This window comes from Rhodococcus sp. GB-02, assembly GCF_053470465.1.
Genome location: NZ_JBPUKE010000001.1, coordinates 2085215 through 2098605 on the forward strand (window position 1 = coordinate 2085215; position 13391 = coordinate 2098605).

Annotated in this window: 15 protein-coding genes; 10 read left to right on the plus strand and 5 right to left on the minus strand. The window is 63.3% G+C overall.

Annotated features, from left to right (window positions below; translation table 11 throughout):
- Positions 1-3: 3 nt before the first annotated feature.
- The 10 genes from ACSW29_RS10045 (at position 4) to tuf (ending at position 10675) form a co-directional block, all read left to right on the plus strand.
- Positions 4-1989 carry an acetyl/propionyl/methylcrotonyl-CoA carboxylase subunit alpha gene (locus ACSW29_RS10045; RefSeq protein ID WP_448277148.1) on the plus strand — a complete coding sequence of 662 codons (1986 nt, stop codon included), beginning with the start codon at positions 4-6 and terminating at the stop codon, positions 1987-1989.
- Positions 1989-3149, plus strand: a complete 1161-nt coding sequence (locus tag ACSW29_RS10050; RefSeq protein ID WP_029536739.1) for an acyl-CoA dehydrogenase family protein — start codon at positions 1989-1991, stop codon at positions 3147-3149. The genes ACSW29_RS10045 and ACSW29_RS10050 overlap by 1 nt, the downstream gene beginning before the upstream one ends.
- Positions 3150-3174: 25 nt before the next feature.
- Entirely contained in the window at positions 3175-3960 is a 786-nt protein-coding gene (locus ACSW29_RS10055) for an enoyl-CoA hydratase family protein (RefSeq protein WP_317825178.1), read from the plus strand.
- A gap of 59 nt (positions 3961-4019) precedes the next feature.
- The gene (locus ACSW29_RS10060; RefSeq protein ID WP_003942008.1) at positions 4020-4631 is read left to right on the plus strand and encodes a TetR/AcrR family transcriptional regulator; all 612 of its coding nucleotides are present in this window, start codon (positions 4020-4022) and stop codon (positions 4629-4631) included.
- Positions 4632-4714: 83 nt separating this feature from the next.
- Complete coding sequence (locus tag ACSW29_RS10065; RefSeq protein ID WP_317825179.1) at positions 4715-5263, plus strand: DUF3558 domain-containing protein; 549 nt, start codon at positions 4715-4717, stop codon at positions 5261-5263.
- A gap of 35 nt (positions 5264-5298) precedes the next feature.
- Entirely contained in the window at positions 5299-5787 is a 489-nt protein-coding gene (locus tag ACSW29_RS10070) for a DUF3558 domain-containing protein (protein ID WP_230812179.1), read from the plus strand.
- 422 nt (positions 5788-6209) lie between these two features.
- Positions 6210-6584: a 30S ribosomal protein S12 gene (gene rpsL / locus ACSW29_RS10075; RefSeq protein ID WP_003941908.1), complete on the plus strand. Its 375-nt coding sequence runs from the start codon at positions 6210-6212 to the stop codon at positions 6582-6584.
- Positions 6584-7054 (plus strand): 30S ribosomal protein S7, encoded by a 471-nt coding sequence (gene rpsG / locus ACSW29_RS10080; RefSeq protein ID WP_003941856.1) that lies wholly within the window; start codon positions 6584-6586, stop codon positions 7052-7054. The genes rpsL and rpsG overlap by 1 nt, the downstream gene beginning before the upstream one ends.
- Positions 7055-7256: 202 nt before the next feature.
- Positions 7257-9359 (plus strand): elongation factor G, encoded by a 2103-nt coding sequence (gene fusA / locus ACSW29_RS10085; protein ID WP_003942073.1) that lies wholly within the window; start codon positions 7257-7259, stop codon positions 9357-9359.
- Between the two features lie 125 nt (positions 9360-9484).
- A complete protein-coding gene (gene tuf / locus ACSW29_RS10090; RefSeq protein WP_019744283.1) occupies positions 9485-10675 on the plus strand; it encodes an elongation factor Tu in 1191 nt (396 codons plus the stop codon).
- A 122-nt stretch (positions 10676-10797) separates the two neighbouring features.
- On the opposite strand, the gene ACSW29_RS10095 is transcribed toward tuf, so the two are convergent.
- From ACSW29_RS10095 to ACSW29_RS10115, 5 genes are read right to left on the minus strand one after another with little or no spacing between them, the layout of a single operon-like run.
- Entirely contained in the window at positions 10798-11361 is a 564-nt protein-coding gene (locus tag ACSW29_RS10095; RefSeq protein ID WP_347871430.1) for a hypothetical protein, read from the minus strand.
- The gene (locus ACSW29_RS10100; RefSeq protein WP_411742500.1) at positions 11358-12332 is read right to left on the minus strand and encodes a DUF6286 domain-containing Asp23/Gls24 family envelope stress response protein; all 975 of its coding nucleotides are present in this window, start codon (positions 12330-12332) and stop codon (positions 11358-11360) included. Before ACSW29_RS10100 ends, ACSW29_RS10095 begins: the two co-directional genes overlap by 4 nt.
- On the minus strand, positions 12319-12498 hold the full coding sequence (locus tag ACSW29_RS10105) for a hypothetical protein (RefSeq protein ID WP_003942043.1): 180 nt from the start codon (positions 12496-12498) through the stop codon (positions 12319-12321). The genes ACSW29_RS10100 and ACSW29_RS10105 overlap by 14 nt, the downstream gene beginning before the upstream one ends.
- 1 nt (position 12499) lies before the next feature.
- The gene (locus ACSW29_RS10110) at positions 12500-12859 is read right to left on the minus strand and encodes a hypothetical protein (RefSeq protein WP_317825182.1); all 360 of its coding nucleotides are present in this window, start codon (positions 12857-12859) and stop codon (positions 12500-12502) included.
- Positions 12856-13323 carry an Asp23/Gls24 family envelope stress response protein gene (locus tag ACSW29_RS10115; protein ID WP_003941912.1) on the minus strand — a complete coding sequence of 156 codons (468 nt, stop codon included), beginning with the start codon at positions 13321-13323 and terminating at the stop codon, positions 12856-12858. Before ACSW29_RS10115 ends, ACSW29_RS10110 begins: the two co-directional genes overlap by 4 nt.
- Positions 13324-13391: the final 68 nt, after the last annotated feature.

The following is a 13391-nucleotide window of genomic DNA, read 5'->3' on the forward strand; positions in this document are numbered from 1 at the left end:
GCCGTGACAATCACTTTTGTACTGGTCGCCAATCGTGGCGAAATCGCCCGCCGTGTCTTTGCAACCTGCCGCAGGAACGGAATCGGCACGGTCGCGGTATTTTCCGACGCAGATGCCGACAGTCCGCACGTCGCCGAAGCCGACGCGTCCGTTCGGCTGCCGGGTAACACGCCTGCCGAGACCTACCTGCGGGGTGAGCTCATCGTCGCCGCCGCCAAGGCTTCGGGCGCCGACGCGATTCACCCCGGCTACGGATTCCTCTCCGAGAACGCGGAGTTCGCGCGCAGCGTCATCGACGCGGGGCTGACGTGGATCGGTCCGCCCGTCGAATCCATCGAGCTCATGGGATCGAAGGTCGAGTCCAAGAAGATCATGGACGCGGCCGGAGTTCCGGTGCTGTCCGAACTCGATCCCGCTGCGGTGACCGACGCTCATCTTCCGGTGCTCATCAAAGCGTCGGCGGGCGGCGGCGGACGCGGAATGCGTGTCGTTCGTGAATTGTCGGCGCTGGACGGCGAACTGGAAGCGGCGCGGCGTGAGGCGCAGTCCGCCTTCGGCGACCCGACGGTCTTCTGCGAGCGCTACCTCGAGACCGGTCGGCACATCGAGGTTCAGGTCATGGCCGACCGGCACGGCGGCGTGTGGGCGGTGGGGGAGCGCGAGTGCTCGATCCAGCGTCGACACCAGAAGGTCGTCGAAGAGGCACCGTCGCCGCTCGTGCAACGCATCCCCGCCATGCGCGACAAGCTCTTCGACGCCTCGCGGCTCGCAGCCAACGCCATCGGTTACGAAGGCGCAGGAACCGTTGAATTCCTGGCTGACGAAAAAGGCGACTTCTTCTTCCTGGAAATGAACACCCGTTTGCAGGTAGAGCATCCGGTCACGGAGTGCACCACCGGCCTCGATCTGGTGGAACTGCAATTGCAGGTCGCTTCAGGTGAAGTACTTCCGGACGAACAGCCGGAGATCCGTGGGCATTCGATCGAGGTGCGCCTGTACGCCGAGGATCCCGCCAAGAACTGGCAGCCGCAGAGTGGAACCGTTCACCACATCGAGTTGCCCGGTGACGTGGCAGAATTCAGTGTTCTGCGCGAGCCGGGCGTTCGGCTCGATTCCGGCGTCGTTGACGGCAGTGTTGTGGGCGTCCACTACGATCCGATGCTGGCCAAGGTCATCTCGTATGCGCCGACCAGAACGGCAGCTGCGCGGCTACTCGGATCGACGCTGGCGCGCACCAGGATTCACGGCCTGCGTACCAACCGGGACCTGCTCGTCAACGTCCTGGGCCACCCGGCCTTCATTGCCGGAGACACCGATACGGCGTTCTTCGAGACCCATGACCTCGAGAAGTTGTCAACGCCTCTGGCCGACACCGACGCCGAAAGGCTTTCGGCGCTGGCGGCGGCACTTGCCGATGCCGCTCACAACCGGGCGTCGGCGCGCGTCATCGGCCGCTTGCCCAGCGGGTGGCGCAACCTCCCGTCGCAGCCGCAGAGCAAGAGCTACTCCACTGCGTCGGGCGACTACGACATCCGATACTCCCTGAGCCGAAGCGGGGTGCTGAGCGCAGAAGGCTTCGACGACGTGAGCCTGGTATCGGCAACTGCTGCCCGAGTCGTGCTCGAGCAGAGCGGAGTACGGCGTTCGTTCGACGTGGCGGCCTACGGGAGTGAGATTTTTGTCGACTCCTCGCTGGGGCCCGTCGCGTTGACGGCAGCACCGCGCTTCGTGGATCCGTCGGCGGAAGTCGCGGCCGGTTCGTTGCTCGCTCCGATGCCGGGATCGGTTATCCGCCTCGGTGCCGCACTCGGTGACACCGTCACTGCCGGCCAGCCGATTCTGTGGCTAGAGGCCATGAAGATGGAACACACCGTCACCGCGCCGACTGCCGGTGTCCTGGTGGAACTTCCGGTCGCTGTCGGCCAGCAGGTCGAGGTCGGATCGGTACTCGCACGTGTGGAAGAACCCGCTACAGAAGAGGAAGCATGATGAGTTTCATCGAAACCGAAGAGCAGAAGGAACTGCGGGCATCCGTTTCCAAACTGGGTGAGCGCTTCAACTACGTCGACTACGTGCTGCCAAAGGCGCGCAAGGGTGAGCCGCTCACCGAATTGTGGAACGAGGCGGGCAAACTCGGATTCCTGGGCGTCAACCTGCCGGAGGAATACGGCGGCGGCGGTGCCGGTATCTACGAACTCGCGCTGGTGCAGGAGGAATTGGCGGCACAGGGCGCCGGTCTGCTTCTGGTTGTCGTATCCCCGGCCATTTGCGGCACCATCATCGGCAAGTACGGCACGGCGGAGCAGAAGCAGCAGTGGCTACCCAGCCTCGCCGACGGCTCCAAGATCATGGCGTTCGGAATCACCGAGGCCGACGCGGGTTCCAACTCTCATCAGATCACCACGACGGCACGCAGGGATGGCGACGACTGGATCCTGAGCGGCAACAAGATTTACATCTCGGGTGTCGATCAGGCTGATGCGGTTCTCATCGTCGCGCGCACCGAGGACTCCAAGACCGGCAAGCTCAAGCCCGCTCTGTTCATCGTCCCCACGGATTCTCCCGGATTCGTGAAGACGCAGATGGAGATGGACATCATCGAACCGGACCACCAGTTCATCCTGTTCCTCGACGACGTGCGCCTGCCGGCCGACGCTCTGGTCGGTGAAGCTGATGCCGCCCTGATGCAGTTGTTCGCCGGCCTCAATCCGGAGCGCATTCTGGGTGCGTCGATGGCGATCGGTATGGGCCGTTACGCCCTCAACGCTGCGGTGAAGTTCGCCAACGAGCGAACGGTGTGGAAGACGCCGATCGGTGCGCACCAGGGTATTTCGCACCCTCTCGCGCAGGTGAAGATCGAACTCGAACTCGCCAAGCTGATGATGCAGAAGGCCGCGGTGCTCTACGACAGCGGTGACGATTTCGGTGCTGCCGAAGCCGCGAACATGGCGAAGTACGCGGCCGCCGAGGCCAGCATCAAGGCACTCGATCAAGCGATTCAGACGCACGGCGGCGCAGGTCTGACGAAGGAATACGGACTGGCTGCCATGCTCGGCGCGGCACGTATCGCCCGCGTTGCCCCGGTCAGTCGCGAGATGATCCTCAACTTCGTCTCGCAGCATTCCCTCGGTCTGCCGCGGTCTTACTAGACGGTCTCACGAGAAAGGGCGAACCATGACGGACGAGGACAAGCCATACGTACGGTACGAAGTAGCGGGCGGTGCGGCCACGATCACTCTCGACTCACCACACAACCGCAATGCGATCTCGGCGCGGTTGGTCACGGAGTTGCAGGCTGGGCTGACGTCAGCGGCCGCCGATCCGGAAGTTCGAGCGGTGGTGCTCACCCACACCGGTGGAACATTCTGTGCGGGAGCCGATCTCAGTGAGGCCTCCGGTTCGTCCGCATCACCGGAGGAGACCGTCAAAGAGCGCGGGAGGGGAATGTTGACGCTCTTGCGCAGCATTCTCGAGCTTCCCAAGCCGGTGATCGGGCGGATCGACGGACACGTCCGGGCCGGAGGCATGGGTCTTGTCGGGGCGTGCGACATCGTCGTGGCCGGACCGGCGAGTACTTTCGCCGTGACGGAATCACGGTTGGGTTTGGCAGCGTCCATCATTTCGCTCACGGTCCTACCGAGGCTCGACCAACGATCTGCGAGCCGTTACCTGCTCACCGGAGAGAAGTTCGGCCAGCACGAGGCCGAATCCATCGGACTCGTCACCGCCGCGTCGCAGGACACGGGGGAGTCGATCACCGAACTACTCGGCACCTTGCGCCAATGTTCACCGCAGGGGCTGGCCGAATCGAAGTGGATCACGACGCGTTCGGTCCTGGCCGGATTCGACCGGGACGGCGAGGAGATGATCGCGCAGTCGGCTCGGCTGTTTTCGTCCGAGGAGGCTCGTGAGGGCATGATGTCTTTCTTGCAGAAGCGTCCAGCGGCCTGGGCGCAGTAGAAACTGCGCACTGGAACACAGAAGCACTGGAACACAGGAGTAGAAGGGATGGCGGCGCGATGACTCGAGAACCCAAGCAGGACCGAAGTCGAGTCACGCGCTCCCACCTGCTCGAAGTGACGGTGGAATGTCTCGCCGAACTCGGATGGAGCGCAACGACGATGAGCGTCGTCGCGCAGCGTGCCGGGGTGTCCAGAGGTGCGATGCAGCACCACTTCCCGACTCGCGAGGACCTCATCACCGCGGCGCTCGAGGTGATGTTCGACGCCCGGATGGATCAGGCACGAAAGGAATCGACCGATCTTCCGGTGGGAGCCGGACGAACCGAGGCGATCATTTCGCGGCTGGTCGAGTACTACACCGGGACCCTCTTCAAGGCAGCACTGCAGGTGTGGACGGCCGCCGCCTCCGACCCCGACCTGCGTGCCCGCGTGCTGCCCCTCGAGGAACGGTTCGGGCGCATCGCGCACCGGATGGCCGTCGAGAGTCTGGGTGTCGACGACTCCGATCCGGTGACGCATCGCCTGGTCCAGGCGACACTGGACCTCGCCCGAGGGCTGGGGCTGGCTGACGTACTCACCGACGACTCGCGCCGGCGCACCGAGGTGGTCAAACAGTGGGCGGCGCAATTGGATTCCACGCTGGTTCGGGTACCGGTCGCAACCCCCTGAATCGGTAGCGGCGCGTCCGCCGCCGCTGCGCGAGGCATGTACGTGGCGTGTGTCGGGGGCCACCGAGAAGTACAGTCGGCTCCATGGCCGCACGCACTCTCACTTCGATCGGGACTTCGGTATTGGTCTCGGCTGCCGTGCTCTCGGCGGTGGTCGGCTGCAGCTCTGACGACGGGTCTGCCGATCGGCCGGGGGGCGGCGCCACTTCGCCGGCGCTCGCACCCACCGCTCCCGGTCCGATGTTCGCCGAATGCGGCTCGGTGACCGACGAAGAAGTTGTCAACGCCTTCAATCTCGGCACTTTTGCGACGACGACGCGCAACGGCGTCGGTTGCCAATGGGAGGTCGCCGGTTCGAACGGCCCGAGCGTCAGTTTCTCCTGGTACCGCGGAAGCCCGATCGGCCGTGAACGGGCAGGGTCCGACCTGCTCGGACGTCCCGCTGACGACATCACGATCGGTGGTCACCAGGGCTTCATCGCGTCCACAGCGGGTTCGTTGTGCGAGCTGGGTATCGCCTTCGGCGGAGACTTCGTGCACTGGTCGATCACCTACGGCTTGTTGCCTCCGACCACTGATCCGTGCGCGGTGGCACGGGATCTGATGGAAAAAACAGTTTCGAGGGCACAGTGAAGGGCGTAAGGATCGGACTCGCCCTGGTGGGGTCGATGGTTCTACTCACGGGCTGCGGCTCGGTGGTCACCGGGACTCCCCGCGCGGAGGGCAGCTACCGCGGTAGTGACAGCCAGGAATTCGCGAACGTCCTCCAAGAATGCGAAGCGGTCACCGACGAGCAGATCGCCGGCGCCGTGGGTGCCGACGCCGTCGGGCGTGGGTTCTTCGGCGCTATCTGCCGTTGGGACGGCATCGGGGCTGCGGGTCCGATCAAGATCACCTTCAATTGGTTCGAGACGGGCACCCTCGATCACGAGCGCGCTGCATTCGAACATCTGGGATACGTGGTGGCGAAGATCGACATCAACGGCAGTGGCGGGTACCAGGTCCGCCAGCCGGCCGATCCGCAGAGTTGCGGGGTGAGCGCGAGCGCGCCGGCCGGGGGAGTGTTCGGGTGGTGGGTCACCGAGCCGCAAGGCGGAGCGGATCCGTGCGAGGCCGCGGCAAAGCTCGGCGGGTTGACGTTGAACCGGAGCATCTGAGCGCGACCGTTCTGACTGCTTGGTCCAGCTATGCGGTCTGCGCATGCGGCCAGAGTGTCTGGTCAGAGCATGAGGCCACTATCACCGGGGCCTCACTTTGACCTTGTGGCGCGCCGACAGGTATCGTTATGGGTCGTGTCCGGCATGCCCGGGCCGATCTGTGTGCCTAGCTAGGTATTGCCGTGCGCGCGTTCGAGCAGAATTTGCTGATGAACGAGCATCCGGCTGCCTGTGTGGGGGTATGCGACACGCCCGACCTCGGGGGTGGTGCACGGCGCGAAAGTGCTGAGTACAGACTCTGAGGTGGGTGAGGAGCAGCAGCTCTCTTGCTCCAACTGCTAGATCCCTAATTTCAGAACAGCCACGTTTTCGAACGGCCCGAGTTCGCTCGAGCAGTCTGTTCGTCACAAGAAAGCCGGTAAATGCCAACCATCAACCAGCTGGTCCGCAAGGGTCGCCGCGACAAGACCGCCAAGGTCAAGACGGCAGCCCTCAAGGGCAGCCCGCAGCGTCGTGGCGTGTGCACTCGCGTGTACACCACCACCCCCAAGAAGCCGAACTCCGCGCTCCGTAAGGTCGCACGTGTTCGCCTCACGACTTCGGTCGAGGTCACCGCGTACATCCCCGGCGAAGGTCACAACCTTCAGGAGCACTCCATGGTGCTCGTCCGTGGCGGTCGTGTGAAGGACCTCCCGGGTGTCCGTTACAAGATCATCCGCGGCTCCCTCGACACCCAGGGTGTCAAGGGTCGCAAGCAGGCACGCAGCCGCTACGGCGCCAAGAAGGAGAAGAGCTAATGCCACGTAAGGGCCCCGCTCCGAAGCGCCCGCTCATCAACGACCCGGTTTACGGCTCCCCGTTGGTGACGCAGCTCGTCAACAAGATCCTGCTGGACGGCAAGAAGTCCACCGCAGAGCGAATCGTGTACCAGGCTCTCGAGCAGGCACGCGAGAAGACCGGCACCGATCCGGTCGTCACCCTCAAGCGCGCCCTGGACAACGTCAAGCCTGCACTCGAGGTTCGTAGCCGCCGCGTCGGTGGCGCTACCTACCAGGTGCCGGTCGAGGTTCGTCCCGGTCGTTCCACCACGCTGGCACTGCGCTGGCTGGTCACCTTCTCGCGTGCACGTCGTGAGAAGACCATGGTCGAGCGTCTCGCCAACGAGCTCCTCGATGCCAGCAATGGCCTCGGTGCAGCTGTGAAGCGTCGCGAAGACACTCACAAGATGGCCGAAGCCAACAAGGCATTCGCCCACTACCGCTGGTGATGTAAAGCGTCGGAGCAACTGCCATCGGGTGGGGCTCCGACGCTTGTCGCCGTTGGCGAACCTGATCATCTCGCCGGTTTCCGGACGCAGGTGGCCAGGTGCGCCTCGGCAGAGACATAATTGAAAGACCATGGCCTTGACGGTGGAACACACCGGATACGGCCGACACCCGAAAACCAAGCAACGAGCGGGGAAGAAACCTGTGGCACAGGAAGTGCTGACTGACCTGAACAAGGTCCGCAACATCGGCATCATGGCGCACATCGATGCCGGCAAGACCACCACCACCGAGCGCATCCTGTTCTACACCGGTGTCAATTACAAGATCGGTGAGACGCACGACGGTGCGTCGACGACGGACTGGATGGAGCAGGAGAAGGAACGCGGCATCACGATCACGTCTGCCGCCGTGACTTGCTTCTGGAACAACAACCAGATCAACATCATCGACACCCCCGGCCACGTCGACTTCACGGTCGAGGTGGAGCGGTCGCTGCGCGTGCTCGACGGCGCAGTTGCTGTCTTCGACGGTAAGGAAGGTGTCGAGCCGCAGTCCGAGCAGGTTTGGCGTCAGGCTGCCAAGTACGACGTTCCGCGCATCTGCTTCGTCAACAAGATGGACAAGATGGGCGCGGACTTCTACTTCACAGTCCAGACCATCATCGACCGTCTCGGCGCGAAGCCGCTCGTTCTCCAGCTGCCCATCGGCGCTGAGGACGACTTCGACGGCGTCGTCGACCTGGTCGAGATGCGTGCCATCACCTGGCGCGGCGTGGTTCCGACCGGTGCACTGCCGACCATCGAAGAGATCCCCGCGGACCTCGTCGAGAAGGCTGCAGAGTACCGCGAGAAGCTGCTCGAAACCGTTGCCGAGTCCGACGAAGCTCTCATGGAGAAGTACTTCGGCGGCGAAGAGCTCACGGTTGAGGAAATCAAGGGCGCCATCCGCAAGATGACGGTCGCTTCCGAGCTGTACCCGGTCATCTGTGGCTCCGCGTTCAAGAACAAGGGCGTTCAGCCCATGCTCGACGCAGTCATCGATTACCTGCCGAACCCGCTCGACATCGGCGAGGTCGTCGGCCACAAGCTCGGTGACGAAGAAGTAGAGATCACTCGCAAGCCGAGCAAGGAAGAGCCGTTCTCGGCTCTCGCCTTCAAGATCGCTGCTCACCCGTTCTTCGGCAAGCTGACCTTCGTCCGCGTGTACTCGGGTCGTATCGATCCGGGCGCTCAGGTGCTCAACGCAACCAAGGGCAAGAAGGAGCGCATCGGAAAGCTCTTCCAGATGCACGCCAACAAGGAGAACCCGGTAGACGAGGCCGTAGCCGGCCACATCTACGCCATGATCGGTCTCAAGGACACCACCACCGGTGACACCTTGTGCGATCAGGCGAGCCCCATCGTCCTCGAGTCGATGTCGTTCCCCGCGCCGGTCATCCAGGTCTCCATCGAGCCCAAGACCAAGTCCGACCAGGAAAAGCTGGGCGTCGCGATCCAGAAGCTGGCCGAAGAGGATCCGACCTTCTCGGTCGAACTCGACGAAGAGACCGGCCAGACCGTCATCGGCGGTATGGGCGAGCTCCACCTCGACATCCTCGTCGACCGTATGCGTCGCGAGTTCAAGGTCGAGGCGAACGTCGGTAAGCCGCAGGTTGCGTACCGCGAGACCATCACCAAGAAGGTCGAGAAGCACGACTACACCCACAAGAAGCAGACGGGTGGCTCGGGCCAGTTCGCAAAGGTCATCATCGCTCTGGAGCCTTTCGTGGGCGAAGACGGTGCTACCTACGAGTTCGAGAACAAGGTCTCCGGCGGACGTATCCCGCGCGAGTACATCCCCTCCGTGGATGCCGGTGCGCAGGACGCGATGCAGTACGGTGTTCTCGCCGGCTACCCGCTCGTGAACCTGAAGCTGTCGCTGCTCGATGGTGCTTACCACGACGTCGACTCCTCGGAAATGGCGTTCAAGGTTGCCGGTTCGCAGGCACTGAAGGAAGCCGCCCGCAAGGCCGGCCCCGTCATTCTCGAGCCGCTCATGGCTGTCGAGGTCACAACGCCCGAGGAATACATGGGCGACGTGATCGGCGACCTCAACTCCCGCCGTGGCCAGATCCAGGCCATGGAGGAACGCAGTGGTGCCCGTGTCGTGAAGGCGCTGGTTCCGCTCTCGGAGATGTTCGGTTACATCGGTGACCTGCGGTCGAAGACCCAGGGCCGTGCGAACTTCTCCATGGTGTTCGATTCCTACGCAGAGGTTCCCGCGAACGTCTCGAAGGAAATCATCGCCAAGGCGACGGGCGAGTAAGCACAGCGAGCTCCCCAGCCCGCGCCGGTAAGTGACCTCGGTTTCTTCCGGCACGAAGCACGACCAAGTAACAACCAACCGCACTGCTGCATACGGCAAGCAACAACAGTCCAGGAGGACACAAAGTGGCGAAGGCGAAGTTCGAGCGGACGAAGCCGCACGTGAACATCGGCACCATTGGTCACGTCGACCACGGCAAGACCACGACGACGGCGGCCATCACCAAGGTTCTCGCGGATGCATTCCCCGACCTGAACGAGGCCTCGGCCTTCGATCAGATCGACAAGGCTCCCGAGGAAAAGGCTCGTGGCATCACGATCAACATCTCGCATGTTGAGTACCAGACGGAAAAGCGCCACTACGCGCACGTCGATGCACCGGGTCACGCCGACTACATCAAGAACATGATCACCGGCGCAGCTCAGATGGACGGCGCTATCCTCGTCGTCGCAGCTACCGACGGCCCGATGCCCCAGACGCGCGAGCATGTCCTGCTCGCTCGCCAGGTCGGCGTTCCTTACATCCTCGTCGCCCTGAACAAGGCCGACATGGTTGACGACGACGAGATCCTCGAGCTCGTCGAGATGGAGGTCCGCGAACTGCTGGCCGCTCAGGAATTCGACGAGGAAGCCCCCGTCATTCCGATCTCGGCACTCAAGGCACTCGAGGGTGACCCGAAGTGGACGCAGTCCATTCTCGACCTGATGGCTGCTGTCGACGAGTCCATCCCGGACCCGGTCCGCGAGACGGACAAGCCCTTCCTCATGCCCGTCGAGGATGTCTTCACGATCACCGGCCGTGGCACCGTTGTCACCGGTCGTATCGAGCGCGGCTCGGTCAACGTGAACGAGGAGGTGGAGATCGTCGGCATCAAGGAGACCTCCACCAAGACCACCGTCACGGGTATCGAAATGTTCCGCAAGCTGCTCGACTCGGGCCAGGCCGGCGACAACGTCGGACTGCTCGTTCGTGGCATCAAGCGCGAAGATGTCGAGCGTGGACAGGTTGTCGTCAAGCCGGGCACCACGACTCCCCACACGGAGTTCGAGGGCCAGGCATACATCCTGTCGAAGGACGAGGGCGGCCGCCACACCCCGTTCTTCAACAACTACCGCCCGCAGTTCTACTTCCGTACCACGGACGTTACGGGCGTCGTGACGCTGCCTGAGGGCACCGAGATGGTCATGCCCGGTGACAACACCGAGATGTCCGTCAAGCTCATCCAGCCTGTCGCCATGGACGAGGGCCTGCGCTTCGCAATTCGCGAAGGCGGCCGTACGGTCGGCGCCGGCAAGGTTGCCAAGATCATCAAGTGAGACTCTTGTCTCGCTAGCTGATTCACAGCACTAGAAAAGGCGCTCATTCCCTTCGGGGAGTGAGCGCCTTTTCTGTGTCTGTTATCAAGTGGTCTGTGATCAGGTGCCTGTTTGCTTCTTACCTACTTGGTGGCTTCGACCCGGTCGAGATGCAACAGAACCTGCACTGCGACGGGTGAGCCGTCGAGGCTTCGCCTGGTTGCGCCGGCGATGCGTTCGGCCGAAGCGGTGAACCCGGCGACGTCGATCGCCGGGTCTGCGGTGACGACAATCGACAGCGTCGGCAGGCCGCGATCGATCGCCGCTTTGCTCCTGGTGCTTCGCACGCCGCTCAGCTGGGCTAGTTCGGCAGCTACACCGTCGGCAACGGGTCCGAGATCCACGCTGACGTCGGTACCGGATTCGTTGTGCCGCAATGTGACCGCGCTCGTTCGGCGCCGGCGAAGGTTCAGGTACAAAAGCCCGAAACCGGTGACGACGCAGAGAACAAAGGTGCCAGACAGGACCCAGTGCCACCAAGGCTGTTCCGGAAGGCCGAAGAGGACTTCCCGATCAAGTCGTGACACCCAGGTTCGAATCAGCGAGGCACCCGCGTCCCACGCGATGGCGTATGTGCCGGCCGCAAGCAGCGCGATTCCGACAATGAGGACGATGGTCCGATCGACCGCGGAGATCCAACGGTTCACGAGGCGTCCTTTCGTCGTACGGCAGCTTCTCTCACGACCACCGAAAGTTGCAGTGGCTGCTGCAGTATCGCGAGGTGAGGCCGGACTGCCGAATCGACGGACGCGGCAAGTTGGGCGCGATCGCCACCGGTGGATTCGACGTGGACTTTGACGTGTTTGCGGTCGACGCTGGTGTGAGCCGAGCCGACGCCGGGAACGATCGCTGCGTGGCTACTGCACAGACGTGCGATGTCCGTTGGTCGCATCCATACCGTCGATGCGCCCGGGTTGCCCAGTGGGACATGGGTTTTAGCGCGGCGTTTGACCGCCGACATGATGAGGACCACACCTGCGACGACGGCAGCGATTGCCACTGGAAGCAGCCACGATTGCCAGTGCAGACGAGACGTCCATTCCACGGAGTTTCGGATCCAGGGTGCCGATTCGAAAGTTCCACGGTTGATGAACCATTCGCGAGAGACCACGAACGCGAGCGCGAGTAGGCCGCAGGCGATGACGACGGCGGAGACCGCGGCGGCCGGGTTCGCGGAGGGAACTCGCGGTGGAATCGGATCCGAGAGCGCCTCCTGTGCAGGGTCTTCCGCGATCTCGACGCCGGAAACGCAAGAATCGTCGGTGCCCTCGGTTGCCGCGATCATGACGTTCATGTCGTGGAGGGGCAGGCCGGTCAGCGACTCGACGCTGCGTCCGACTTCCGCTCGTACGCGCCCGGTCAGTTCGGTGACCGAACACGGCCAGGACACGGCGAGAAAGAGGTTGATGGCGACGGCGTCGCTGCCCATCGAGATGTCCGCTCGCGGAAGGTCGCGTCCGGTCAGGCGGGTCAAACCGCCGGACTGGCGGACCACTCCGGGGACGTTTACCGCTGCGGCCGTGGCGATCTTGGCCATCGCCCGGTCCTTGATGACCAGCGAACCGCGTAGGCCGGGATCGTCTGCCGCGCTCGAATCAACTGGCTCAGCCACGGCCACGGCTTCGAAGGATCGCGCCGAGATCGAGATGTCCGTCGCGGTGTGCTCCGATCGCCATACCGGCGGCGCCGAGCAGGACTGCGAAGACGAATCCGCTGAATCCACCCATGATTCCGGCGAGCGCAAGGAGTAGACCGACCAGCAGTCCGACGGTGGTGCTGTTCATGTCAGTTCCCTTCTCGAATGTTCGGTGCAATTTCTGTGACTACATTCTCGGAGATATCCGGCAGGTACCCCGCTGTCGACAAGTCTCCGACGGTGACGTCGACCGGTACGTCGACCAACTGCGCCACCACAGCTCTGACGCGTTCGGCGACGCTGCGAACGTCGGCCGGGTAGTGAACGGAAATATGTACCGCACAGGAGTTTTCGTCGACGACGACGCCGGTGATTCGGCGTCCTGGGAGGTAGGTTCCCACCTCGCCGAACTGCCCGCCGTGCAGATCTGCCACTTCCGGGATCGCAAGAACTGCGTCGGCGACAACCTCGGCCGCGTCGATCTCGCGGCCGGCGTCGGCCGTACTCACTGAACCCTCGGCTTGGCTTCCGGATCGGTACTGCCACCGCTCTCTGCATCCTCGAAGAGCATGACGTCGAAGACGGTGATGTTGACCTCGGTGACCTCGAGACCCGTCATGCTTTCGACTGCGGCAATGACGTTTCGGCGGATACCTACCGCCAGTTCGTGGAGTGCGACGCCGTACTCGGCGACAATTCCGATGTCGATGGCGGCTTGTTTCTCGCCCACCTCCACCGCCACGCCCTGGGCGTGGTTGACGCGGGCGCCCGGTATGCGGTCGCGAAGTGCCCCCACCGCACGCGCTGTGCCCCCGCCGACGTCGTACACGCCGTTGATCTCGCGGGTCGCGATACCGGCGATCTTGGCGACCACGGCGTCGGCGATGATCGTCTTGCCCTGGGTGCTGACTAGTTCGGCGCCACCGTCGGCGCCGAATCGGACGCTGTTCTTTTCACTGGAATCGCTGGTCATGGGGGCTCCCTGCTCATGTGTCAGTGCGTGCGTCTGAAGTACTTACAACTGTAGTGACTGGTAGGTGG

Excerpts from the sequence above, each read along its gene's own strand:
- ACSW29_RS10050 (WP_029536739.1), top strand. The coding sequence starts at position 1,989 with ATGAGTTTCATCGAAACCGAAGAGCAGAAGGAACTGCGGGCATCCGTT.
- ACSW29_RS10055 (WP_317825178.1), top strand. The coding sequence starts at position 3,175 with ATGACGGACGAGGACAAGCCATACGTACGGTACGAAGTAGCGGGCGGT.
- ACSW29_RS10060 (WP_003942008.1), top strand. The coding sequence starts at position 4,020 with ATGACTCGAGAACCCAAGCAGGACCGAAGTCGAGTCACGCGCTCCCAC.
- ACSW29_RS10065 (WP_317825179.1), top strand. The coding sequence starts at position 4,715 with ATGGCCGCACGCACTCTCACTTCGATCGGGACTTCGGTATTGGTCTCG.
- ACSW29_RS10070 (WP_230812179.1), top strand. The coding sequence starts at position 5,299 with ATGGTTCTACTCACGGGCTGCGGCTCGGTGGTCACCGGGACTCCCCGC.
- rpsL (WP_003941908.1), top strand. The coding sequence starts at position 6,210 with ATGCCAACCATCAACCAGCTGGTCCGCAAGGGTCGCCGCGACAAGACC.
- rpsG (WP_003941856.1), top strand. The coding sequence starts at position 6,584 with ATGCCACGTAAGGGCCCCGCTCCGAAGCGCCCGCTCATCAACGACCCG.
- ACSW29_RS10105 (WP_003942043.1), bottom strand. The coding sequence starts at position 12,498 with ATGAACAGCACCACCGTCGGACTGCTGGTCGGTCTACTCCTTGCGCTC.
- ACSW29_RS10115 (WP_003941912.1), bottom strand. The coding sequence starts at position 13,323 with ATGACCAGCGATTCCAGTGAAAAGAACAGCGTCCGATTCGGCGCCGAC.